General features: G+C 70.9%; 25 protein-coding genes. 12 read left to right on the plus strand and 13 right to left on the minus strand.

Annotated features, from left to right (window positions below; translation table 11 throughout):
- Nucleotides 1-4 precede the first annotated feature (4 nt).
- A complete protein-coding gene (locus P3G67_RS03885) occupies nucleotides 5-460 on the minus strand; it encodes an ArsR/SmtB family transcription factor (protein ID WP_276092184.1) in 456 nt (151 codons plus the stop codon).
- A gap of 30 nt (nucleotides 461-490) precedes the next feature.
- Nucleotides 491-1,516 (minus strand): cation diffusion facilitator family transporter, encoded by a 1,026-nt coding sequence (locus P3G67_RS03890; protein ID WP_276092185.1) that lies wholly within the window; start codon nucleotides 1,514-1,516, stop codon nucleotides 491-493.
- 59 nt (nucleotides 1,517-1,575) lie between these two features.
- Between P3G67_RS03890 and P3G67_RS03895 the strand changes: the two genes are divergently transcribed.
- The 6 genes from P3G67_RS03895 to P3G67_RS03920 all read left to right on the plus strand — a co-directional run bounded on the left by P3G67_RS03895 (nucleotide 1,576) and on the right by P3G67_RS03920 (nucleotide 6,442).
- Nucleotides 1,576-1,935 (plus strand): ArsR/SmtB family transcription factor, encoded by a 360-nt coding sequence (locus P3G67_RS03895; protein WP_269854170.1) that lies wholly within the window; start codon nucleotides 1,576-1,578, stop codon nucleotides 1,933-1,935.
- Between the two features lie 182 nt (nucleotides 1,936-2,117).
- Entirely contained in the window at nucleotides 2,118-3,062 is a 945-nt protein-coding gene (locus P3G67_RS03900) for an ATP-binding cassette domain-containing protein (RefSeq protein WP_276092187.1), read from the plus strand.
- On the plus strand, nucleotides 3,059-3,922 hold the full coding sequence (locus tag P3G67_RS03905) for an ABC transporter permease (protein WP_276092188.1): 864 nt from the start codon (nucleotides 3,059-3,061) through the stop codon (nucleotides 3,920-3,922). The genes P3G67_RS03900 and P3G67_RS03905 overlap by 4 nt, the downstream gene beginning before the upstream one ends.
- Nucleotides 3,919-5,142 carry a sensor histidine kinase gene (locus tag P3G67_RS03910; protein ID WP_276092189.1) on the plus strand — a complete coding sequence of 408 codons (1,224 nt, stop codon included), beginning with the start codon at nucleotides 3,919-3,921 and terminating at the stop codon, nucleotides 5,140-5,142. Before P3G67_RS03905 ends, P3G67_RS03910 begins: the two co-directional genes overlap by 4 nt.
- Nucleotides 5,139-5,798 carry a response regulator gene (locus P3G67_RS03915; protein ID WP_269854174.1) on the plus strand — a complete coding sequence of 220 codons (660 nt, stop codon included), beginning with the start codon at nucleotides 5,139-5,141 and terminating at the stop codon, nucleotides 5,796-5,798. Before P3G67_RS03910 ends, P3G67_RS03915 begins: the two co-directional genes overlap by 4 nt.
- Nucleotides 5,799-5,911: 113 nt before the next feature.
- Nucleotides 5,912-6,442, plus strand: a complete 531-nt coding sequence (locus tag P3G67_RS03920; RefSeq protein WP_276092190.1) for a DUF6227 family protein — start codon at nucleotides 5,912-5,914, stop codon at nucleotides 6,440-6,442.
- Between the two features lies 1 nt (nucleotide 6,443).
- Here P3G67_RS03920 and P3G67_RS03925 read toward each other — a convergent pair whose 3' ends face one another.
- Both P3G67_RS03925 and P3G67_RS03930 read right to left on the minus strand, forming a co-directional pair.
- Nucleotides 6,444-7,064, minus strand: a complete 621-nt coding sequence (locus tag P3G67_RS03925; protein WP_269854176.1) for a DedA family protein — start codon at nucleotides 7,062-7,064, stop codon at nucleotides 6,444-6,446.
- A 171-nt stretch (nucleotides 7,065-7,235) separates the two neighbouring features.
- A complete protein-coding gene (locus tag P3G67_RS03930; RefSeq protein ID WP_276092191.1) occupies nucleotides 7,236-7,670 on the minus strand; it encodes a DoxX family protein in 435 nt (144 codons plus the stop codon).
- An 84-nt stretch (nucleotides 7,671-7,754) separates the two neighbouring features.
- Between P3G67_RS03930 and P3G67_RS03935 the strand changes: the two genes are divergently transcribed.
- Together P3G67_RS03935 and P3G67_RS03940 are read left to right on the plus strand one after the other, a co-directional pair.
- The gene (locus P3G67_RS03935) at nucleotides 7,755-8,576 is read left to right on the plus strand and encodes an ABC transporter permease (RefSeq protein WP_391858192.1); all 822 of its coding nucleotides are present in this window, start codon (nucleotides 7,755-7,757) and stop codon (nucleotides 8,574-8,576) included.
- A 221-nt stretch (nucleotides 8,577-8,797) separates the two neighbouring features.
- Entirely contained in the window at nucleotides 8,798-9,382 is a 585-nt protein-coding gene (locus P3G67_RS03940; RefSeq protein WP_276092193.1) for a TMEM165/GDT1 family protein, read from the plus strand.
- Nucleotides 9,383-9,442: 60 nt separating this feature from the next.
- Here P3G67_RS03940 and P3G67_RS03945 read toward each other — a convergent pair whose 3' ends face one another.
- From P3G67_RS03945 to P3G67_RS03960, 4 genes are all read right to left on the minus strand, one after another.
- Nucleotides 9,443-10,099, minus strand: coding sequence for an HAD-IA family hydrolase (locus tag P3G67_RS03945; protein ID WP_276092194.1), 657 nt, complete (start codon nucleotides 10,097-10,099; stop codon nucleotides 9,443-9,445).
- 184 nt (nucleotides 10,100-10,283) lie between these two features.
- Nucleotides 10,284-11,429: a serine hydrolase domain-containing protein gene (locus tag P3G67_RS03950; RefSeq protein ID WP_276092195.1), complete on the minus strand. Its 1,146-nt coding sequence runs from the start codon at nucleotides 11,427-11,429 to the stop codon at nucleotides 10,284-10,286.
- A gap of 219 nt (nucleotides 11,430-11,648) precedes the next feature.
- Entirely contained in the window at nucleotides 11,649-11,873 is a 225-nt protein-coding gene (locus tag P3G67_RS03955) for a hypothetical protein (protein ID WP_276092196.1), read from the minus strand.
- A 39-nt stretch (nucleotides 11,874-11,912) separates the two neighbouring features.
- Complete coding sequence (locus tag P3G67_RS03960; protein WP_276092430.1) at nucleotides 11,913-12,428, minus strand: hypothetical protein; 516 nt, start codon at nucleotides 12,426-12,428, stop codon at nucleotides 11,913-11,915.
- Nucleotides 12,429-12,749: 321 nt separating this feature from the next.
- On the opposite strand from P3G67_RS03960, the gene P3G67_RS03965 reads away from it, so the two are divergent.
- Nucleotides 12,750-14,822, plus strand: coding sequence for an MDR family MFS transporter (locus P3G67_RS03965; RefSeq protein WP_276092197.1), 2,073 nt, complete (start codon nucleotides 12,750-12,752; stop codon nucleotides 14,820-14,822).
- A gap of 81 nt (nucleotides 14,823-14,903) precedes the next feature.
- Here P3G67_RS03965 and proP read toward each other — a convergent pair whose 3' ends face one another.
- Together proP and P3G67_RS03975 are read right to left on the minus strand one after the other, a co-directional pair.
- On the minus strand, nucleotides 14,904-16,322 hold the full coding sequence (gene proP / locus P3G67_RS03970) for a glycine betaine/L-proline transporter ProP (RefSeq protein WP_276092198.1): 1,419 nt from the start codon (nucleotides 16,320-16,322) through the stop codon (nucleotides 14,904-14,906).
- Nucleotides 16,323-16,567: 245 nt separating this feature from the next.
- The gene (locus P3G67_RS03975; protein WP_276092199.1) at nucleotides 16,568-17,800 is read right to left on the minus strand and encodes a cytochrome P450; all 1,233 of its coding nucleotides are present in this window, start codon (nucleotides 17,798-17,800) and stop codon (nucleotides 16,568-16,570) included.
- A 236-nt stretch (nucleotides 17,801-18,036) separates the two neighbouring features.
- Between P3G67_RS03975 and P3G67_RS03980 the strand changes: the two genes are divergently transcribed.
- Nucleotides 18,037-19,206 (plus strand): steroid 3-ketoacyl-CoA thiolase, encoded by a 1,170-nt coding sequence (locus P3G67_RS03980; protein WP_276092200.1) that lies wholly within the window; start codon nucleotides 18,037-18,039, stop codon nucleotides 19,204-19,206.
- A 57-nt stretch (nucleotides 19,207-19,263) separates the two neighbouring features.
- Here P3G67_RS03980 and P3G67_RS03985 read toward each other — a convergent pair whose 3' ends face one another.
- From P3G67_RS03985 to P3G67_RS03995, 3 genes are all read right to left on the minus strand, one after another.
- The gene (locus P3G67_RS03985; RefSeq protein ID WP_276092201.1) at nucleotides 19,264-19,521 is read right to left on the minus strand and encodes a hypothetical protein; all 258 of its coding nucleotides are present in this window, start codon (nucleotides 19,519-19,521) and stop codon (nucleotides 19,264-19,266) included.
- Complete coding sequence (locus P3G67_RS03990) at nucleotides 19,514-19,870, minus strand: hypothetical protein (RefSeq protein ID WP_276092202.1); 357 nt, start codon at nucleotides 19,868-19,870, stop codon at nucleotides 19,514-19,516. Before P3G67_RS03990 ends, P3G67_RS03985 begins: the two co-directional genes overlap by 8 nt.
- Nucleotides 19,871-19,997: 127 nt before the next feature.
- Complete coding sequence (locus tag P3G67_RS03995) at nucleotides 19,998-20,186, minus strand: hypothetical protein (protein WP_276092203.1); 189 nt, start codon at nucleotides 20,184-20,186, stop codon at nucleotides 19,998-20,000.
- A gap of 239 nt (nucleotides 20,187-20,425) precedes the next feature.
- Here P3G67_RS03995 and P3G67_RS04000 point away from each other — a divergent pair, with 239 nt between their 5' ends.
- Together P3G67_RS04000 and P3G67_RS04005 are read left to right on the plus strand one after the other, a co-directional pair.
- Nucleotides 20,426-21,379: a helix-turn-helix domain-containing protein gene (locus tag P3G67_RS04000; protein WP_276092204.1), complete on the plus strand. Its 954-nt coding sequence runs from the start codon at nucleotides 20,426-20,428 to the stop codon at nucleotides 21,377-21,379.
- Nucleotides 21,336-21,473, plus strand: a complete 138-nt coding sequence (locus tag P3G67_RS04005) for a DUF397 domain-containing protein (protein ID WP_276092431.1) — start codon at nucleotides 21,336-21,338, stop codon at nucleotides 21,471-21,473. Before P3G67_RS04000 ends, P3G67_RS04005 begins: the two co-directional genes overlap by 44 nt.
- Nucleotides 21,474-21,488: the final 15 nt, after the last annotated feature.

Raw genomic sequence — 21,488 nt, forward strand, 5'->3', positions numbered from 1 at the left:
GGGCCTACGTCGGCCTGCGCACCGGGCGCAGGCCCACCGCCCTCGGCCAGCGCAGGGCGCGCGGCGCGGGGGCCGGTTCGGCGGCCGAGCCGGGGCCGGAGTCGCCCGGCCCGGTGCCGGAGTCACCGCTGGAGGCGGCGACCACCACGACCTCCTCCAGCAGCCCCCGGACGTGTTCGCCGGAGACGCGGTAGAAGATCCGGGTGCCGTCCCGGCGGGAGGCCACCAGGCCCGCCGTGCGCAGCTTCGCCAGGTGCTGCGAGACCGCGGCGACGTGGGCGCCGACCAGTTCCGCCAACCTGCCCACCGGCAGTTCCTGTTGGCTGAGCGCCCACAGCAGGCGGAAGCGCGTCGGGTCGGCCACCGCCTTCAGCACCGCGACCGCTTCCTCGACCCCGTCGCCATGCGGTCCGTCCGAACTCCGGCCATCCGATTCCCGTGACGAAGCTTGCGCGTCCATGCAAAGAGGTTAACCGGCCAACCCTGGGCTTCACGCGGCGTGGTGGGCCAGCTCATCGTGCGGATCGTGTGCACCGGCGCCCACGGGCGCGTGGTCGACGTGCACGGTGGCGGCCGTGAGCCTGGGCACCGCGTGGAACATGGCGTGTTCGGCCCGTACCGCGACCGCGTGGGCGGCGACCACGCTGAGTTCGGGGGCGACCACGATGTCGGCCTCGGCGCGCAGGGCGTGCCCGATCCACCGCATCCGGACGGCGCCCACCGCCCGTACCCCGTCGGTCCGGGCCAGTGCGGTCTCGGCCAGGTCGATCAGCGCCGGGTCGACCGAGTCCATCAGTCGTCGGTAGACCTCCCGCGCCGCGTCCCGCAGCACCAGCGCGATCGCCGCCGTGATCAGCAGGCCCACCACCGGGTCGGCCACCGGCCAGCCCAGCGCCGCACCGCCCGCGCCGAGCAGCACCGCGAGCGAGGTGAAGCCGTCGGTGCGGGCGTGCAGCCCGTCGGCGACCAGGGCGGCGGAACCGATCCTGCGCCCGGTGCGCATCCGGTAGCGGGCCACCAGCTCGTTGCCCGCGAAGCCGATCAGCGCCGCCGCCGCGACCGCGCCCGGATGCGACATCGCCCGCGGATGGATCAGCCGGTCCACCGCCTGGTATCCGGCGAACAGCGAGGACGCGGCGATGGTCAGCACGATGGCGACACCTGCCAGGTCCTCGGCGCGCCCGTAGCCGTACGGATAGCGGCGGTTCGCCGCCCGCCGCCCGAGGACGAAGGCGATGCCGAGCGGTACGGCGGTCAGGGCGTCGGCGGCGTTGTGCACGGTGTCCCCGAGCAGCGCCACCGAGCCGGAGAGGGCCACCACCGCGGCCTGGAGCGCGGCGGTCAGCGCCAGTACCGCCAGGGAGATCCACAGGGTGCGCATCCCCTCGGCGGAGGCCTCCATCGCCTGGTCGACCTTGTCGGTCGTCGCGTGCGAGTGCGGTCGCAGGACATGGCCCACGCGGTGCCGTATGCCGGAGGTGTGGTGGTGATGGTGGTGGTGCTCATGCTCGCTCATGGGCATCTCCCGGGGCATGGTGGTGGACGCGGAGCGGTTCCATGCGCCATTGTGTGCGTATGAGTGCACGCATGCAACTATCAGCTGCGCATGGTTCGCATCCGCGCAACCCGAGCGCCGAGCAACTCACCCACGCCGCCACCGTGCTCGGGCTGCTGGCCGACCGCACCCGGCTCGCGCTGCTGCACTGCCTGTCGCAGGGCGAGGCGGACGTCAGCACACTCACCGCACGCTGCGGCGCCGCCCGTCCCGCGGTGAGCCAGCACCTGGCCAGACTGCGGCTGTCCGGCCTGGTCACCACCCGTAAGGAAGGCCGCCGGGTGATCTACGGGATGCCTGACGGGCACCTGCGGCGACTGGTCACCGAGGCGCTGAACTTCGCCGACCACCAACTCGGCGGAGCCCCTGCGCACGCCTGAGCGGCGTACCGGCGCATCGGGCGGCCTGCGTACACCCTCCGGAGTACACACGTCAGCCCCCGGGCGCACGCCCGGCGGCCTGAGGTTCCGTCCGGCGGGGATCGTGCCGCTTGGCGCGGCCGCCTAGCGTGGTGGCGCAGCCGGACCCGTCTGGGGGAGGCGCACGCCGACGAGGAAGCAGCATGATCGAAGCCACCGCACTCACCAAACGCTACGGACCCAAGACCGCGGTCGAGGACCTCAGCTTCCAGGTCAAGCCCGGCGTGGTCACCGGCTTCCTCGGTCCGAACGGCGCCGGGAAGTCCACCACCATGCGGATGCTGCTCGGCCTCGACACCCCCACCTCCGGCAGCGCGCTGGTCAACGGCAAGAGCTACGCCGACCACGCGGCGCCGCTGCACGAGGTCGGCGCCATGCTGGAGGCCCGCGCGATCCACACCGGACGCACCGCCTTCAACCACCTGCTGGCCCTCGCCGCCACCACCGGCATTCCGCGCTCGCGGGTGGACGAGGTGATCGAACTGGTCGGCCTCGCCGACGTGGCGCGCAAGCGGGCGGGCGGCTTCTCGCTCGGCATGGGCCAGCGACTCGGCATCGCCAGCGCCCTGCTCGGCGACCCGGCGACGGTGATCCTGGACGAGCCGGTCAACGGACTCGACCCCGAGGGTATTCTCTGGATCCGCAACCTGCTGAAGAGTCTCGCGGCCGAGGGGCGGACGGTGTTCGTCTCCTCCCACCTGATGAGCGAGATGGCGCTCACCGCCGAGCACCTGATCATCGTCGGCCGCGGTCGGCTGATCGCCGACACCTCGGTCGAGGAGTTCACCCAGCAGGCGTCCACCAACACCGTACGGGTCCGCACCCCCGACGCCGAGCGGCTGCGCGAGCGGCTGGCCGGGCCCGACGTGACGATCACCAGCGAGGAGGCCGGTGTGCTGACGGTCTCCGGGCTGAGCAGCGAGCAGATCGGCATCACCGCCGCCGAGCACCAGGTGGTGCTGTACGAACTGGCCACCCAGCAGGCCTCGCTGGAAGAGGCCTTCATGGAACTGACCCGGGACGCGGTGGAGTACCAGGCGGTCCCCTCCGCCACCCGCGCCAACGTGACCGAAGGAACCGCAGCATGAGCACCGCCCACCCGTCGCCCACCACCACCCTCAACGGTGGCCCTTCGGGCCTCGGCGCTGACTCCGCCCCCGCGCGCACCGGGAAGGTGACTCTGGGCCGGGTCCTGAACTCGGAGTGGATCAAGTTCCGTTCGCTGCGCTCCACTTACCTCACCCTGCTGATCGCGGTCGCCGCCATGATCGGCATCGCCCTGCTCGCCTGCTGGGCCGCCGCCAACCGCTGGAACCACCTGCCCATGGCCGAGCGGGCCGCCTTCGACGCCGCGGGACGCAGCATCGACGGCTACGTCTTCGCGCAGCTCGCCATCGGCGTGCTCGGGGTACTGGTGATCACCGGGGAGTACTCGACCGGCATGATCCGCGCCACCCTGTCCGCGGTGCCCAAGCGGCTTCCGGTGCTGTGGGCGAAGATGGCGGTGTTCGGCGGGGTGACCCTGGTGCTGGCATCCATCGCCTCGCTGCTGTCCTTCTTCGCCGGACAGTCGATGCTCGCCTCCCAGCACATCCAGACCACGCTGTCGGCGCCCGGTGTGCCCCGGGTGGTCTTCGGCACGGCGATCTACCTCACCCTGGTCGGGCTGTTCGGCGTCGCCATGGGCGCGGTGACCCGGTCCACGCCGGGCGGCATCGCCAGCGTCTTCGGCATGCTGTTCGTGCTGCCGCTGATCCTGCACGCGCTGCCGTCCTCCTGGGTCGACAACATCGGCCCGTACCTGCCGAGCAACGCCGGGCAGGCGCTGACCGTGCTGCACGCCGAACCCCACCAGCTCGCGCCATGGACCGGTGCCGGACTGTTCGCCGGTTACGTGGCCGTGACCGTGGTGATCGCGGCGGTGCTGCTCAAGCGGCGGGATGCGTGACGCGGTACGACCAAGTCCAGGGCCCCGGGGCGGAGTTGCCGCCCTGGGGCTCCGCCCTGCGCACGTTCGCCGGGCGTCACCCGGTGGTGGGCGACGCCCTGCTGACGGCGCTGCTGGCGCTGGTGGCCTCGGCGCCCATGCACCTCATGTTCGGCCGCCATCCGGAGCTGCTGTGCTACCAGCTGGCGCTGCTGCTGCCGCTGGCCTGGCGGCGGCGCGCGCCACTCGTGGTCTTCGCCGTGATCTCCGCCGTCGCCCTCGTGCAGTGGCTGTACGCGGGGCGCGTACTGCCCGGCGACGTGGCGCTGCTGGTCGCCCTCTACACGGTGGCCGCGCACTGCCCCCGGCGCCGCACCCTGGCCGCCTCCGGGGTGATCGCGCTGGGCAACCTGCTGGCGGTGGTGCGCTGGTCGAGCCCGGAACGCGGCGCCAAGACGTTCGTCGGGCTGTGCGCGCTGGCCCTGGCCGCCGGGATGATCGGCGCCAACATGCGCAACCGCCGCGCGTACCTGGCCGCGCTGGAGGACCGCGCGGCCCGGCTGGAGCGCGAGCGCGACCAGCGCGCCCAACTCGCGGTGGCGGGCGAACGGGCCCGGATCGCCCGTGAGATGCACGACATCGTCACCCACAGCCTGTCGGTCATGGTGGCGCTCGCCGACGGCGCCGCCTTCGCCGCCACCCGCGCACCGGAGAAGTCCGCCGCGGCCATGGAGCAGGTCTCCGGCACCGGACGGCAGGCGCTCACCGACATGCGCCGCTTCCTCGGCGTGCTGCGCGCCGACGAACCCGACGCGCTGCGCCATCCGCAGCCCGGCATCGGCCAGTTGGACGGGCTGGCCGCCCAGGTCCGCGCGGTGGGGCTGCCGGTGCGGCTGCGGGTCGAAGGCGATGTGGCGTCGGTACCGGCGGCGGCCCAGCTGACCGTGTACCGGCTGGTTCAGGAGGCTCTGACCAACACCCTCAAGCACGCCGCCGCCGGTGTCCGCGCCTCGGTCCGCGTAAGCTGCCCCGGCGACCGGGTGGAGGTCGAGGTCCGCGACGACGGCCACCCCGTGCCGTCGTCCGGGGAGGGCGGGCACGGGATCGACGGGATGCGGGACCGGGTCGCCGCCTACGGCGGACAGGTCGAGGCCGGGCCGCTGCCCGGCGGGGGCTGGCGGGTGGCCGCCTGCCTGAAGCTGGAGGATCCGGAACCGGCGGACGTGGAAGGGGAGTCGTGACGATCGGAGTGCTGCTCGTCGACGACCAGCCGTTGATGCGGGTCGCGTTCAACCTGGTGCTGGAGTCGCAGCCCGATCTGGCGGTGCTGGGCGAGGCGGGCGACGGTACGGAGGCGGTGCGGCTGGCCCGGCAACTGCGGCCGGACGTGGTGCTGATGGACGTACGGATGCCCGGCAAGGACGGCATCGAGGCGACCGAGGAGATCATCGCTGCCTGCCCGGACACCCGGGTGCTGATCCTGACCACCTTCGACCTCGACGAGTACGCCTTCGCCGGGCTGCGCGCGGGCGCCTCCGGCTTCCTGATCAAGAACGCGCTGCCGGAGGAGCTGTTGGCGGCGATCCGCACCGTCGCCGCAGGTGACGCGGTGGTCTCGCCCCGGGTGACCCGTCGGCTGCTGGAGACCTGTGCGCACCAACTGCCCACGCCGGACGGCCCGGTGGACTCCCGTCTCGACCGGCTGACCGCCCGCGAGTTGGAGATCCTCACCGAGGTGGCCAGGGGCAAGTCCAACGCGGAGATCGCCGCGGAGCTCCACCTGGCGGAGGCCACCGTGAAGACCCACCTCAGCCGGGTCCTGGTCAAGCTCGAACTGCGCGACCGGGTGCAGGCGGTGGTCTTCGCCTACGAGACCCGGCTGATCAAGCCGTCCTGAAGCACTTGGACCGAACATCGGACACGCACGGCAGTTGACCCGCTACGGTGTGTGTGCGAAAAGTGTACGAAGCGCTCGGCGGGGAATGGCGGAGCGAGGCGCGGGAGGGCCACATGGACAACACGCGATCGGGCGGCGACGCCGCGGGGCCGCACGACGACGATCCGGACAGTCATCTCGACCGGCTGCTGGCGCGGGCGCACAACGCGGCCGAGTTGGACCCGGCGCTGCTGCGGCGGCTGCGCGGCGCGCTGATGCACTGCGTGGACCTGCACTCGATGCGCTTCTCCAAGGGGCCGACCCGCACCCGCGGCCACCGCACCGTCAAGCACGTCTTCCTGCTGCCGGACGGCGGCAGCGCGACGCTGTGGGAGGTCGAGGACGACACCGGCGACGCCGACGCGGTGGTGCGCGAGTTGTTCACCAGCCAGGCGGCGGTGGAGCAGCGGCTGCGGGAGCGGTTCGGTGACTCGGTCTTCCCCGAATTCGACTTCGGCCAGGGGCGGTTGATCGCGGAGGTCCACTTCGACGTGCGCCGCGAGGGCCCGTACGGCGGTGCGGGTTTCGCCGAGGCGCGCCATGAGTACGCGCAGGACGACTTCCCCGATCCCGGGGGCGGCCCCGCGGATCCGGGGCCGTGGTGAGCTAGGCCTCGATGGAGACCGGGTCCTGCTCACGCTCCCGGCGGAAGACGTACGCCGCGACGGCGCCCGCCCCGAACAGGGCGATCAGTGAGACCACGGTGGCCAGCCAGGTGGCGCCGAACCACTTGCCGCCCACGTAGCCGAGTCCCACGCCGTAGGCGGCCCAGGCCAGACCGGCCAGCGCGGACCAGGGGAGGAACTCGGCAGGGCGGCGGTGGGCCGCGCCCGCGCCCAGGCTCACCACGGAGCGCCCGGCGGGCGCGAACCGGGCCAGCACCACCAGCGCACCGCCGCCGCGCAGCAGTACCTGGCCCAGCCGCTCCTGCGCTGAGGACAGCCGCCGGGAACGCTCAAGGCGCCGATCCAGCCAGTCACCGCCGCGGTACGCGAGCCGGTACGCCGCGAGGTCGCCCAGGCAGGACGCTGCGGACGCGCACAGCAGCAGTTCGACGACGTCCTGGAAGTCCTTGGCCCCGTTGGAGCCGGCCGTGCCCGCGGTGGCGGCGGATATCAGCAGCACGCCGCTGGGCAGCACCGGAAGGAAGACATCGAGCAGCACGGAGAGCCCGACCAGCAGGAGCGCCCATGGCGAGTCGACAAGTGAACCCACTCGATCGAGCACCGTCGTTTCTCCTGGTCCGCACGGACTGCCGGGGCGGGCGGTCTGCGCGCCACAGCCGTACAGCGTACGCGCGGGGCTCCGGGGTTGATCGCGCGGGGCGGCGTGACGTTGTTCTCATAAGGGACTCACAGCGACCGCCGGGTCGCCGTGAGTCCCACGCGGTTCGCCCGATCAGGCGGCGGCGACCCCGGCGGTACGCGTCCGCCGGGCGGTGAACAGCGACTCCAGCGCCCAGGCGCCCGGCCCGGTGAAGACGATCAGCAGGAACGCCCAGGAGTACAGCGCGGCGGGCTCGCCGCCGTTCTGCAGCGGCCACAGCGCCACCTTGGTGTGCACGGTGAAGTACGCGTACGCCATCGAGCCGGAGCTGATCAGCGCCGCCACCCGGGTGCCCAGGCCCAGCGCCACCAGCGCGCCGCCGACCAGCTGGATGACCGCGGCGTACCAGTACGGCCAGACGCCGGTGGCCACCGTGCCGCCGTGGGTGCCCGCGGCGCCGCCGAGTATGCCGAACAGGGAGGCGGCGCCGTGGCTGGCGAACATCACGCCGACCACGACCCGGAACAGTGCTAGGACGTGGGGCTTGGCGGTCTCGGTGAAGGGCATGGGTTCTCCTGCGGTCGGTGGGGGGACGGAACCGAACAGGGTTCGAGATTAGGCGCTACTAACTAAATACTGCAAGTTTCAAGTATGTCGCCCGAGGGTGATCCGCCATACGGTGGGGCGGTGTTCGCCGCCGCCTCCTCCGCCACCCTGCTCCCCGTGAACAACACGCTGGGCGTCGTCTTGGCCGCACTGCTCGTCGCGGCCACCACGGTGGCGTTCTACGCCCGTTTCAGGGATGACCGGGAGAACTATGCGCGCGCCATCGCCCTCGCCGGGCTGCGCGCGGTGGTCCAACTCGCCGCCGTGGCCCTGGTGATCGGCTGGGTGGTCCGCTATCTGCCCGCGCTGCTCGGCTTCGTCCTCGTGATGTACGCGGTCGCGGCCCGCACCGCGGGGCGCCGCATCACCCGCGACCGCACCTGGTGGTGGGCGGCCGCGCCGGTGGCCGCGGGCGCGCTGCCGGTGGTCGCCCTGCTGGTCGTGGTCGGCCTGGTGCCGCTCAAGGGCGTGGCGCTCATCCCCGTCGCCGGAATCCTCATCGGCGGCGCCCTGACCGCCACCGTACTGGCCGGGCAGCGCGCGCTGGACGAGCTGCGCACCCGGCACGGCGAGGTGGAGGCCGGGCTGGCGATCGGACTGCTGGACCGGGAGGCGCGGCTGGAGATCGCCAGGCCGGCCGCCGCCACCGCGCTCGTCCCCGGACTGGACCAGACCAGGACCGTGGGCTTGGTCACGCTGCCCGGCGCCTTCGTCGGCATGCTCATCGGCGGCGCGTCACCCCTGAAGGCGGGCGTGGTCCAGCTGTTCGTGCTGATCGCGCTGCTCGCCGTGCAGGCGGTGGCGGTGACGGTGGTACTGGAACTGGTGGCCCGCGGTCTGCTCACCCGGGACGGGACCGGCAGGTGACCGGTTAGGCTGGTCCCAGCAGAAGGGGAGTAGCTCAACGCCGGACCGTCGACATACTGCCGAACCGCGAGGTTTCGGCCGGCGCCCGGAGGCGGGTACGTCAGGTACGTACCGCGCCAGCGAGACCTTCGGCCGCAGTGTCCGACGCTGCCGTGCCGAAGCGACCCCTCTCCCCGAGGAAGCCCGGCGCGGCGCCTGAGTGCCCCAGGAGCCTCCACCCCGTGTTCAGCCTCACCGTCGCCGCGATCGTCTTCGGCGTAATCTTCGTGGCCGAGTTGCCCGACAAGACGGCGCTCGCCAGCCTGATGCTCGGCACCCGCTTCCGGGCGAGCCACGTCTTCTGCGGCATCGCCGCCGCCTTCGCGGTCCATGTGGTGATCGCCATCGCCGCCGGCAGCCTGCTGACGCTGCTGCCGCACCGCTGGGTGCAGGGCGTGGTGGGCCTGCTCTTCCTGGCGGGCGCGGCCATGATCCTCTGGCACAAGGACGAGGACGACGACGAGAGCGTCAACGCGCCCAGGGAACAGGGCTTCTGGCGGGTCGCGGGCAGCGGCTTCATGCTCATCCTGGTCGCCGAGTTCGGCGATCTGACCCAGATCATGACCGCCAACCTGGCCGCCCGCTACGGCAGTCCGCTCTCCGTCGGCGTGGGCGCGGTACTGGCGCTGTGGGCGGTCGCCGGGATCGGCATCGTCGGCGGCCGGGCGCTGATGCGGCGGGTGCCGCTGTCGCTGATCACCAAGGTCGCGGCGGCGGTGATGGTGGTGATGGCCGGGTTCAGCCTCTACGAGGCGATCGCCGGCTGACGTACGGGGGCGGCGGCACACGGACGGGTGTGCCGCCGCCGTTCGGCCGAGATGCGCCGCTCAGCCGATCCAGAGGGCGAAGCCGCCGTCCTCGGCGGCCTCCACCCGTATCTGGTCCAGGGTGTCGATGTGTGCGGTCACATTCAGCGCGGCGGCCCGCGGCCCCACGCCGACCACCCGCATACCGGCGGCCAGGCCCGCGGTGACGCCCGCTTCCGAGTCCTCGAAGACCACGCAGTCCGCGGGGGCGAATCCCAGTTCGGCAGCGCCCTTGAGGAAGCCCTCGGGGTCGGGCTTGCTGGCGCTCACGCACTCCGCGGTGATCCGCACCCGGGGCATCGGCAGCCCCGCGGCCGTCATCCGGGCCCGGGCCAGGGCCGCGTCGGCGGAGGTCACCAGGGCGTGCGGCAGGTCGCGGAGCGCGGCCAGGAACGCGGGCGCGCCTGCGATCGGCACCACGCCCTCCGTGTCGGCGGTCTCCTGGGCCAGCATCCGGGCGTTGTCCGCGTGGTTCTCGGCCATCGGTCGGTCCGGCAGCAGCACGGCCATCGTCGCGTAGCCCTGGCGGCCGTGCACGACCTTCATCACCTCGACCGGGTCAAGCCCGTGTTCGTCCGCCCAGCTCCGCCAGCAACGCTCCACCACCGCATCGGAGTTGACCAGCGTGCCGTCCATGTCGAGCAGCGCGGCCTTGAACACACCGATCGTCGTGGACATGCCGCACTCCTGGGGTCGGACGGGACGGGACAAGCGGCCCCGCCCGAAGGTCAGGGGTTGCGGGCGGGGCCACTTTGTTTTCCTACGATACAAAACCAGGTCCGCACCGCCAAACGGCGCAACGCTCATCCCGCCGCAACGGCGGGGATCCGTCTGCTGGGCGCGACTCCCGAGGCACCCGACGTCAGCCCCCCACACACTTGCGCAGCGCCGCGATCAGCCCGTTGGCCCGGGCGTCACCATGGCCGATCATCCGGTTGGCGACGTAGCCGAAGCCGACGCCGAACTCGTCGTCACCGAAGCCGAACTGGCCGCCGGCCCCGTCGTTGCCGAAGCTCCGCGGGCCGAGCAGCGGGCGGAAGCGTGCGGAGTCCAGCATGAACCCGGTGCCCCAGCGCACCCCGAGGTCCGGGAACCCCGACCACGACACCCCGCCGGTCCGCTCCGCGAGGGCGTCGCTGAGGGTGTCCCGGGTGAGCAGCGGCGCCGCCCCGTCGAGCCCGGTGGCCGCCGCCGCGTACAGCCCGGCCAGGCCGGCGGCCGAGGAGACCGCGCCCGCTCCGGGGAACTCGGCGGTCAGCAGCGCGCGGGAGTTCCAGCCGTGCGGATGGTCGAGCCCGGGGAAGACCAGCGCGCCGTTCACCGTGACCGACCGGACGATCAGCGATTCGGCGTCCGGCATCGGAGGCCGCCCCTGCGCCTCGACGAGTCGGGCCAGCCGGTGCAACTCTCCCTCTGGCAGCCCGATCCAGGTGCGCAGACCCAGCTTGTCGCCGACGGCCTCACGGAAGTACGTGCCGGGGGTGCGGCCGGTGATCCGGCGGATCACCTCGCCGATGATCCAGCCGAAGGCGTGCGCGTGGTACTCGTGGGCGGTGCCGGGCTCCCACAGCGGTTCCTGCTCCTCAAGGGCGCGGATCGCCGGGGTCCACTCGGCGAGTTCCTGGAATGTCAACTTCCGGTCGAACAGCGGGATTCCGGCGCGGTGTGTGAGCACCATGCGCGATGTGATCCGCTCCTTGCCCCCCTGGGCGAACTCCGGCCAGTAGCGGGCCACCGGCGCGTCGAGGTCCAACTGTCCCTGCTGGGCGAGCAGATGGGCGCAGACGCTCACCACACCCTTGGCGCAGGAGAAGACCGGGACCACGGTGTCCCGCTCCCAGGGGCGGCCGGTGCGGTGGTCGGCGGTGCCGCCCCACAGGTCCACCACCTTGCGCCCGCCCACGAACACGGTGACGGCCGCGCCGAGTTCACGCCCTTCGGTGAAGTTGCGGTGGAACTCCTCCGCGACGGCTCCGAAGCCCTCGTCGACCCACCCGTTGTGATCCACCTGACATCCTCTTCCTCGCGCGGGGCGCACAGGCCCTCATCGGCCGTCGGCCCGGCCACGATAGGGACTGCCTCTGCCCTGCTTCGAGCGATTTTCCGCAGCTCGGTGGCGTCCTCGGCGGAAAGGGCAGTGGCCCCACCCGCCGGTCAGGGGAAACGGGTGGAGCCACTTTGTTTCTCAACGATACAAAAGAGTTCCGCGTCCCGCCAACGGCCCCGGTCAGCGTGGTCCGCTGCCGTTGCGGCCGGGCTCGGAAAGCGCGATCACCGCCGCGGGCGGTGACGGCCTGGGGCGGCGCGGCTCCCGCACGCCCGCGGGCGGTGGTCCGCCCGGTCCGCCGCGCAGTCCGGGCCGCGCCCGGCGGCGGGCCAGCAGCCGGGCCAGTGCGAGCAGCGGGAACACCGGCAGAAAGAGCAGCAGCCACGGCCTTCTGGTTCGGGTCATACGCCCACGGTGTGCCCTGGACCGGCACGGGCGAAAGGGTTACGAGGCCGACTCGTCCAGGTACTGCAACAGCCCGTACGTAAAGTGCGCGACGTGGCGGACGCCGGTCGCCGGATCGGTGAAGGCGAGCCGCCAGCGTGTGGGGGCGTCGCCCTCCAGCGGCTGGGCGGGCGGGAAGGCGCGCGCCACCTCGTCGACCGTGCAGCACCACGGCGTGAGGTCGGCCGCGGTGCGCGGTACGGGGGCCGGGGAGCCGGGCGCCCGCACCAGCCACTCGTTCCACACCCGGCCGCCCGGGGCCACCATCACCTCGTACCGCAGGTCCGGCCACAGCGGCAGCGGCCACAGCAGCGCGCGGCAGCTCAGATCCCCGATCCGCCGCTCCTCGGTCGCCTCGGGGGCTCCGAGAACGGCCAGGTAGCGGCGCTCGCCGTGCGGGAAGGTACGCGAGCGGACCATCGCCTGCCAGCGGCGGTGCGCCTCACGCAGGTCGGCCCGGGTCGCGCCGAGGGCGCGCAGCGCGTCTTCCACCAGGCCGGGCTGGTGGTCCGCCATGCGCCGCAGCAGAACGAGTTGGAACTGGTCGGGGCCGAAGCCTGGGATACCCACCCGCCCACCCTCCCACGCCCCGGGACCTCGCCCCGGCGCCGCTTAGACGCCCAGCCGGGCGGGGCGCCGCCCGGATCGCGGTCGGCTTCGCGCCGCCGGGCTGCGGCATGGGGGGCCGCCGCCGCGGCGGGCTTCTCTTCGGGGCGAGCCTCCAAACCACCAGGGTGCCGGTGGCCGCCACGCCCCGGGGCGGCGCCCAACAGGCGGGGTGGGGCCAAGAGCGTGAGGATGGGCAAAGCGCCCGTAGCGATGTGCGAGGAGGCGTCCATGGCGCAGGACGACGCGGCAACCTTCCATGAATCCGCTGCTCGCCCGGCCGAGGGGCCGGGCGAGGGCCAGTCGCGGCGGACCATCCTGTTGGCGATGAGCGCGCTGCTCATGGGCCTGCTGCTCGCCGCGCTCGACCAGACCATCGTCTCCACCGCGCTGCCCACCATCGTCAGCGACCTGGGCGGAATGCGGCACCTGTCCTGGGTGGTCACCGCGTACCTGCTCGCCTCCACCGCCGCCACCCCGCTGTGGGGCAAGCTCGGCGACCAGTACGGGCGCAAGAAGCTGTTCCAGGCCGCGATCGTCATCTTCCTGGCCGGGTCCGCGCTGTGCGGACTCGCCCAGGACATGGGCCAGTTGATCAGCTTCCGGGCCCTGCAGGGCCTGGGCGGCGGCGGACTGATAGTGCTGTCGATGGCGATCGTCGGCGACATCGTGCCGCCCCGCGACCGAGGTCGCTACCAGGGGCTGTTCGGCGCGGTGTTCGGCGCCAGCAGTGTGCTCGGACCGCTGCTCGGCGGGCTGTTCGTGGACCACCTCACCTGGCGCTGGGTCTTCTACATCAACCTGCCGGTCGGCGTCGTCGCGCTCGCCGTCATCGCCGCCGTGCTGCACATCCCACGGCACCGCGCCAAGCACGTCATCGACTACGCGGGCACCGCCGTCATCGCCGCGGTGGCGACCTGCCTGGTACTGGTCGCCTCACTCGGCGGCACCACCTGGGCCTGGAGTTCGCCGCAGATCATCGGGCTCGCGGTGCTCGGTGCCGTGCTGCTGGCGGTCTTCATCGCCATCGAGCGCAAGGCGGCGGAACCCGTACTTCCATTGCGGCTGTTCCGCAGCGGCACGTTCTCGCTGTGCTCGGTCATCGGCTTCGTCATCGGCTTCGCGATGTTCGGCGCCATGACCTTCCTGCCGACGTTCCTCCAGGTCGTGCACGGGGTCAGTCCCACGCTCTCCGGTGTGCACATGCTGCCGATGGTCCTCGGGCTGCTGATCGCCTCCACCGCGTCCGGCCAGATCGTCAGCCGTACCGGCCGGTACAAGGTGTTCCCGATCGCGGGCACCGCCGTGATCATCGTCGGCCTGCTCCTGCTGCACCGGCTCACCGAGTTCAGCGGCACCCTGACGATGAGCGTGGACTTCTTCGTCTTCGGCTTCGGCCTCGGCCTGGTGATGCAGGTACTGGTGCTGGTGGTGCAGAACGCCGTCGGCTACGAGGACCTGGGCGTGGCCACCTCCGGGGCGACCTTCTTCCGGTCCATCGGCGCGTCGTTCGGCGTGGCGATCTTCGGCAGCATCTTCGCCAACGAGCTTGCCAGCAAGATGGGTTCGGCGCTGCTCGGAAAGCCGGTGCCACCCGGCTTCGACCCCAAGCTGCTCCAGTCCGATCCGCACAGCATCGCCGCGCTGCCGCCGATCACCAGGGCGGCGGTGCTGCACGCGTACTCCGGGGCGATCACCGATGTGTTCCTGTACGCGGTACCGGTGGCGGCGCTGGCCTTCGTACTGGCGTGGTTCCTCAAGGAGCAGCCGCTGCGCGGCTCGGTGCGGGCTCCCGACGCCAGCGAGACCTACGCCTCCAACCCGGTCGAGCGGACCTCCCGCGAAGAGGTGGCCCGTGCCCTGTCCGCGCTGGGCACCAAGGAGGGCCGCCGCGACCTCTACCAGAAGATCACCGACCTGGCCGGACTCGATCTGCATCCCGCCTCAAGCTGGCTGCTGTTGCGGATCAACCGCTACGGGTCGGCCGCGCCGCAACTGCTGGCGGAGCGGGCGAGCGTTCCGCCGCACATCGTCTACCAGGCCGCCGCCGAGACGGAGTTGCGGCGGTTCACCCGTCGCGAGGGCCTGGTGCTGGTGCTCACCTCCGAGGGTCGCCGCGCCACGGAACGGCTGGTGGAGGCCCGCACAAAGGTGCTGGCCGAACTCCTCGGCGACTGGTGGGATCCCAAGCACACCACGGGTGATCTGCACGATCTGCTCAGTAAGTTGAGCGGGCAGCTGTGTGGCGACGACCACGACCGGCCTTCGGGCAGCCGGTCGTGGTCGCAGGAACGGGCGTCGTGATCCGAAGAGTTCACACCGCGGCGGTGAGCAACCCTGACGGTGGAGAGCGACGGTGCCGGACCCACCGCGGTCAGAACCGCCTTACCGCCGGGCGAGCGCCTCCGCCTCCGCCTGAGTGGCGACCGCCGGCGGCGAGCCCGGAAGGGGCTTGCGGGCAGTCTCCGGCATGCAGGCCACCGCGATACCGCCGATGACGGCGGCGGCCATCATGTAGTAGGCGGGCATCATCGGGTTGCCGGTCGCACTGATCAGCGCGGTGACCACCAGCGGCGTCGTACCGCCGAACAGCGACACGGAGATGTTGAAGCCGATCGACAGCGCCCCGTACCGGATCCGGGTGGGGAACAACGCGGGCAGCGCCGAGGGCATCGCACCGGTGAAGCACACCAGCAGCAGGCCGAGCGCGGCCATGCCGACGTACACCCCCGCCAGGCTGCCCTGCCGGATCAACAGCAGCGCCGGGATGGACAGTACGAGGAAGCCCAGGCAGCCCAGTCCAATGACCGGCCGCCGCCCGAAGCGGTCGGAGAGCTTTCCGGCGAACGGCTGGACCGCCATCATCAGCACCATCACGACCAGCACCACCACAAGCCCGTGGCTGGCGTCGTAGTGCAGCTGCCCGGAGAGGTAGCTGGGCATGTACGACAGCAGCATGTAGTCGGTGACGTTGAACACCAGCACCAGCGCCACGCACAGCAGCATCGCGCGCCACTGGCCCACCAGGATCTCGCGCAACGTGCCCTTGCGCTTGGCTGACTGCTCGACCTGCTTGGCGCGGGCCTGCTGCTCCAACTGCGCGAACGCGGGCGTCTCTTCGAGCCTCAGCCGCAGGTAGAGGCCGATCAGTCCCAGCGGACCGGCGATCAGGAACGGAATCCGCCAGCCCCAGGAGAGCAGTTGGCCATGGCTGAGCAGCCCGGTCAGCACGGCCACCATGCCCGCGCCCGCCACATAGCCGACCAGCGTGCCGAACTCCAGCCAGCTGCCAAGGAATCCACGCCGCTTGTCCGGCGAGTACTCGGCGATGAAGGTGGACGCGCCACCGTACTCACCGCCGGTGGAGAAGCCCTGCACCAGCCGGGCGGCGAGCAGCAGCAGCGGCGCGCCGACGCCGATGGTGGCGTAGGACGGGATCAGGCCGATGGCGAAGGTGCCCGCGGCCATCATGATCATGGTGATGGCCAGCACCTTCTGCCGACCGATCCGGTCGCCGAGCGGCCCGAACACCATGCCGCCGACGGGGCGGACGAGGAAGGCCGCGGCGAACGCGCCGAAGGTGGACAGCAGCTGCGCCGTGGGGCTGCTGGAGGGGAAGAAGACCTCACCGAGGGTGACCGCGATGTAGCTGTAGACACCGAAGTCGAACCACTCCATGGCGTTGCCCAGCGCCGCGGCGCTGACCGCGCGCTTGACCATCCGCTGGTCGACGACTGTGACGTCCGGAGCGCTGCGGGGGCGTGTGGCCGCTTCCGTGCCGGTATATCGGGTGGCCGTGGTCACGCTGACTGCCTGCTTCCTGTCTCGGGGTTCCGAGGCCGGGTGGGACCGCGTGTCTCGGAAATGGCCGGACTTCGACCTTAGACAGTGCTGACAGGACGGTGGGCGAGCCCGCGGACATGGTGATGTTTACGGAAACCCCGCTCCGAACTGCGGAAACACAGAGCCGGCGGACGGCTGACTGGTGATCTTTCGGTGAGCTTTGTCACCTCTTTATGTCGGATATGACGGACCTGGGTAGCGGTCGGTCATGTGTATGTGACACGTAGCTCCTTCACCCCGTTGAGCCAGGCGGAGCGCAGTCGTCGCGGTTCGCCGACGAGCCGGATGCCGGGGGAGCTGTCGGCGATGGCGTTGAAGATCAGGTCGATCTCCAGCCGGGCGAGGTTGGCGCCCAGGCAGAAGTGCGGCCCCCCGCCGCCGAAGCCGAGGTGTGGATTGGGGTCGCGGGTGATGTCGAACCGCTCGGGGGCGTCGAACACCTCGGGGTCGTTGTTGGCGGACGAGTAGAAGATGCCCACGCGCTGGCCGCGTTTCACCTCCTGACCGCCGAGCACGGTGTCGTGGGTCGCGGTGCGCTGGAAGGACACCACGGGCGTGGCCCAGCGCACGATCTCGTCGGCGGCGGTCCTCGGCCTCTCGCTCTTGTACAGCTCCCACTGCTCGGGGTGGGCCAGCAGGGCGTGCATGCCGTGGGTGATGGCGTTGCGGGTGGTCTCGTTTCCGGCCACCGCCAGCAGCAGTACGAAGAAGCCGAACTCGTCGGTGCCCAGGTTGCCCTCGTCCTCGGCGGCGACCAGTGCGCTGACGATGTCCTTGGCCGGGCACTCCTTGCGGGCGGCGGCCAGGTTCATCGAGTAGGAGATCAGCTCCAGTGCTGAGTCGCGGCCGATCTCCTCGGTGATGGCCAGCTCCGGATCGTCGTAGCCGATCATCTTGTTCGACCAGTCGAAGATCCTGGCCCGGTCCTCCTGGGGTATGCCGATGAGTTCGGCGATGGCCTGGAGCGGCAGCTCCACCGCGATGTCGGTGACGAAGTCGCCGCTGCCCGCCCGAGTGGCCCGGGCGACGATCCGGCGGGCCCGCTCGCGCAGCGCGTCCTCCAGGGCGCGTATCGCGCGGGGGGTGAAGCCGCGCTGGACGATCTGGCGGACCCGGGTGTGCTCCGGCGGGTCCATGTTCAGCATGATCAGTTTCTGGACGTCTATCTGGTCGCGGGTCATCGACTCGTTGAACCGGATGATCGCGGTGTTGAGGTTGGAGGAGAAGGTCTCGGGCCTGGTGGAGACCTCCTTGACGTCCTGGTGCCGGGTGACGACCCAGTAGCCGTCGTCGCCGAAGCCCGCGATGTTGTGCCGCTGGGCGTTCCACCACACCGGTGCGGTGCCGCGCAGTGCGGCGAGTTCCGGCAGTGGAACCCGCTGGTGGTAGAGGTCGGGGTCGGTGAAGTCAAAGCCATCGGGCAGCGCGGGACAGGGCATCGGCGACTCCGTAGCTGACGGCTCGTCAGATGGGCTGTAGAAGCTAGTGACGGCCGCGTCAACTGGCAAGGGATCGCGCGGCATCCGTTACCCGCCATGAGCGCTCGTTGGCCTGCGTCGCCCCTTGCGCACCCGTACCGCGGGTAATACAACTGCGAGGAGAACTAGAACGCGTACTAGTTCCGCCGTGGGTTCCGGGCGCCGGGACGCCCGGAGCCGAGGAGAGGACGAGATTCATGGCCGCTGAACCCGTCATCGTCGAGGCAGTACGCACCCCCATAGGCAAGCGCGGCGGCGCGCTGAGCAACCTCCACCCCGCCTACCTGCTGGGCGAGACCTACCGCGAACTCCTGGCCCGCACCGGTATCCAGCCCGACTGCGTCGAGCAGATCGTCGGCGGAACCGTCACCCACGCCGGGGAGCAGTCGATGAATCCGGCCCGCAACGCCTGGCTGGCGATGGGACTGCCGTACGAGACGGCGGCCACCACGGTGGACTGCCAGTGCGGCTCGTCCCAGCAGGCCAACCACATCGTCGCCAACATGGTCGCCAGCGGTGTGATCGACGTCGGCATCGGCTGCGGGGTGGAGGCGATGTCCCGGGTCCCGCTGGGCAGCGCCTCCAAGCACGGGCCCGGCAGGCCGTTCCCCGACGAGTGGAACGTCGACCTGCCCAACCAGTTCCAGGCCGCCGAACGCATCGCGAAGAGGCGCGGGTTGAGCCGGGAGCGGGTGGACGCGCTGGGCCTGCTGTCCCAGCGGCGGGCGGCCACGGCCTGGGCGGAGGAGCGCTTCAAGCGTGAGACCTATCCGGTCCAGGTGCCGACGACCGAGGAGGAACAGCTCGCGGGCGGCGGCATGTGGCGGCTGGTCGACCGGGACGAGGGCCTGCGCGACACCAGCGCGGAGGCGCTGGCGGGCCTGAAGCCGGTCATGCCGACCGCGGTGCACACCGCGGGCAACTCCTCGCAGATCTCCGACGGCGCGGCGGCGGTGATGTGGGCCAGCAAGCGGATGGCCCGGGCGCTACGGCTCAGGCCCCGGGCCAGGATCGTGGCTCAGGCCCTGGTCGGCGCCGATCCGCACTTCCACCTCGACGGGCCGATAGACGCCACCCGGGCGGTGCTGGGCAAGGCGGGCATGACGCTGCGGGACATCGACCTGGTCGAGATCAACGAGGCCTTCGCGTCGGTGGTGCTGTCCTGGGCCCAGGTCTTCGACGCCGACATGGACAAGGTCAACGTCAACGGCGGCGCGATCGCCCTGGGCCACCCGGTGGGCGCCACGGGAGCGCGGTTGATCACCACCGCGCTCCATGAACTGGAACGTACCGACCGGGAGTTCGCCCTGATCACCATGTGCGCGGGCGGCGCGTTGGCGACGGGAACGATCATCCAGCGGCTCTGAGCGCGCGGGGCGCGACCATGGCATGGCCGCGCCCCGCGTCAGCGCTACCGCCAAGGCCTAGTACCCCGTGATCTGGGTGATGTAGATCCGTTCGTGTCTGACGATGGTCAGGTACTCGAACATGCCATTGGGCACGATTTCCTCACGCTGGCCGGGGGAGTGGCCTTGGTAGGCGGTTCCGTCCGGGTATTCGACCGCCGCCGCGCGAACGAGTTCGTCCGCGCGTTCCTCGATCTGGGCGATGAGGGCGAGGTTCGGGGTATCGCCGATGACCTCGTGCGCGTCCGGGAAGTACTCCCAGGCCCACTCACTCACCGGCGACCTGTGACCGGGCGTGGTCCATGATCTCTCGGATCCGGCGCATGGCGTGATCAAGGGATTCGCGGTCCTCCGCGTCCTGAGCGGCCTGCTCCGCCGCATGGAAGCGCTGGGCGACGCCCGGGAACCGTTCGATTTCGATCACGGTCGCCCATTTGAGCTGGAACATGGCGATGGGGCCGAAGCTGTTGTGCTGCGTGGCCATCGTGAAGACCGTGTCACGCTCGGCCGTCATCTCTGGCAGCCGGGAAGGCGCCACCTGGGCGAGGGCGGCTCGGAGGGCCGGGAACGTCTTCGCGGGTCTGGGGATGAGCGGCCCATCAGGCTCGGCAGGGTGCGCCGTCATGCTGTTCTCCCTCTGTTCTCCCGGGGATGCCCCCGGTCACCGTACCCGCATCCGGCCCCAGGGGCCCATCTCTGGCCACCGGTATAGGTGAGGGCCTGCTCCTCGCGGCGCGAGCTGGGAGTGGCCCTCATTGCCGCCCCACTGCCGCACCAACGATCGACAGCACGCCGTGCACCTCGCGTAGGTGGCGGCGGGCCAGGACCCGGTAGTCCACCTCCTTGCTCGGGTCCCGGTCCGATCGCGCGGCCCGTTCCGCGGTCTTCAGTCGCGTGCACTCCTCGCACGTCTCCTGGTACGGCAGGGCCGGAGTGGTCATCGTGCGACCTCCGCACCGCGCGCCCGGACTCCGGCGAACCAACGGGGGATAGGCTCAAGCATGTTGACGCTCCTATGCGGCGTTGACCACGCCCCGGGACCGTGACGGCGGTCGCCGGGGTCTTCGCGGCTGATGTGCGTTCCGTGATCGGATGCTTCCACAGCGTTTCCCTGCGCGCGTACGCTGAACAGGGGTTAGCTGGTGCCACAGATGAGCTGTCACCAAGGGGAGTTGTTGCCATGAGCCGTCGTAACGGCGCAGGCGGACCAGCTGCCACGTCCGGCGCCCTCTTCGGGGAAGTGCTGCGGGACGCCCGCGAACGGGCGGGTTGGAGCCAGGGCGATCTGGCCGCGAAGATCCCGTGCGACCGTTCGCTGATCACGCGCGTGGAGGCGGGCACACGCGTACCGCAGGAGGATTTCGCCAAGACGTGTGACGAACTGCTGGGCACCGAGGGTCTGTTACTTCGGCTGTGGCGCCGCATCGACTGGTATCCAACGGTGGAACACCCCGACTGGTTCAAGCGTCGCGCGTCGATGGACGCGGTGGCGGTGGCGTTGCGGGTGTTCCAAACCCAGCTTGTGCCTGGCCTGTTGCAGACAGAGGCGTACGCGCGGGCTCTGTTCGCCCAGGTCGAGTCCGACGAAGGGGTAGTGGAGGAACGGGTTTCGGCACGTATGAGCCGACAACAACGCTTCCTGAGCGACGGTGGCCCGTTGCTGGTCGCGGTCCTGGGCGAGAGTTGCATTCGGCAGGTCGTAGGAGGCGCTGGGGTGATGCGCGAGCAGTGCGCGCACCTGCTGACGGTCGGCAAACGGCCGAATGTCCGCATTCAGGTAGCGCCGTTCCAGGACGGCCGCCTCGTACTGCCGAGGAGGCCCATGTCGTTGATTGCGCTGCCAGACGGCCATGAGTGGCTCTACTCGGAGTCTTTGGACCGTGGGCACTTCAGCGATGATCCGGCAGTAATCGCGAGGCACACGCGCACCTATGATCTGCTGCGGGCGGACGCCCTCTCGGTCCCTGAATCTGCCGCTGTGATCAGAGAAGCGATGGAAGGGTACGGCAATGATGACGAGCAACGACCTCAGCGCGGCAGTGTGGCGCAAGAGCAGCTACAGCGACAACAACGGCGGGGACTGCATAGAAATAGCCCCCGGTTTCCCCGGCGCCGTCCCCGTCCGCGACAGTAAGGACCCGCACGGTCCGGCCTTGATGTTCGGTGTGGACGCATGGTCGGCGTTCGTGGCGGGGGTCAAGGCGGGGGACTTCCGGCCCGCCCGCTGAGGGCGTTTTCCCCAA

The sequence above is a fragment of the Streptomyces silvisoli genome, from assembly GCF_029269905.1.
Taxonomy (GTDB): domain Bacteria; phylum Actinomycetota; class Actinomycetes; order Streptomycetales; family Streptomycetaceae; genus Streptantibioticus_A; species Streptantibioticus_A silvisoli_A.